This window comes from Pseudovibrio flavus (genome assembly GCF_009711345.1).
Taxonomy (GTDB): Bacteria; Pseudomonadota; Alphaproteobacteria; order Rhizobiales; family Stappiaceae; genus Pseudovibrio; species Pseudovibrio flavus.
Window position 1 is genome coordinate 1 of record NZ_SMMA01000023.1, and the last position, 1,182, is coordinate 1,182.

Below are 1,182 nucleotides of genomic sequence, written 5' to 3' on the forward strand. Positions count from 1 at the left end.
ACCTTCGGTATCAAGGTTCAAGATGAAGAAGACATCGAACTTGATGCAGAAGACGCCTGCGTTGAAGAAGATGGCGATGGAACTGGTGTCACCGTTGATGTGGGCATCACCACAGCCATCACCGATATAGATGGCTCGGAAGACAACGCCGTTGTCACCGTTACCTTTGACCGCCTGCCAGATGGCACCACAGCCAATGTGGGCGCTCTTGATCTGGATACACTCACATGGACCGGTACGGTTGATGAAGCCAACCAGCTGTCACTGACGTTCCCTGAGGACTATTCCACCGAGAGCACCAGCCAGATCACTGGCGATAACCTCATCACCAACGGGTCGTTTGAGAATCCTGACCTCCCTCAGGGCGACTGGGGAAGCTATCCGGGCGGTACAGGTGTGCCGGGCTGGTCTGGTACGCGTATCGAGATACAGGACCGCTATCAGGGCCGTGTTGCCTCTGAAGGCGAGCAGTATCTGGAAATTGATGCGGAGCGCGCTGTCGATAGCGTCTATCAGGATGTCCAGACCGAAGCGGACTGTGACTATACCTTGAGCTTTGATATTGCCGCCCGCCGCGATGGCTTTGAAAGCATCGAGGTTTACTGGAACGGCGAGAAGCTGGATACGCTGATTGCAGAAGGCGCTGACTGGCAGACGGTAAGCTTTACCGTGACCGGAACAGGTGGCATGGACCGCCTCGAGTTCCGTGAAGTGGCCAGCGAGAACGATACCTTCGGTGGCTTCATCGATAACGTGCAGCTTTACAAGACCGAGCCTGTAAGCGGTGAGCCTATTCAGGTCACCACCACAGTGACAACACCGGAAGGTGAGAAAGAAACCACCAGCACCATCAAGATCCTTGCAACACAGGATATTGATATTGTGGCCATGCCGATTACGGCCACCGAAACTGATGCCCCTGTTGAGGTGAAGCCTGCCGACTTCATCACCATCTCACAAAGCGATGATGATGGCTCGGAGTTTATTCAGTCCGTTACCTTTACACTGGATGGTCTGCCAGATGGTACACAAACAACAGCAGGCACCATCACAAATGGAACGCTGACGTTCACCGGAACGCCTGCCGAGTTCGAGGCGCTGTGCATCACGCTTCCAACGGACTTCTCTACCCAGAACCCGGGCCCGGATCTTACCGGTACCATTCAGGCGACCTCAAACGAG

At 54.7% G+C, this 1,182-nt stretch carries 1 pseudogene; it reads left to right on the forward strand.

What is annotated here, in order from left to right:
• A pseudogene (locus E1162_RS19350) lies at window positions 1–1,182 on the forward strand (DUF642 domain-containing protein); the annotation flags it as partial.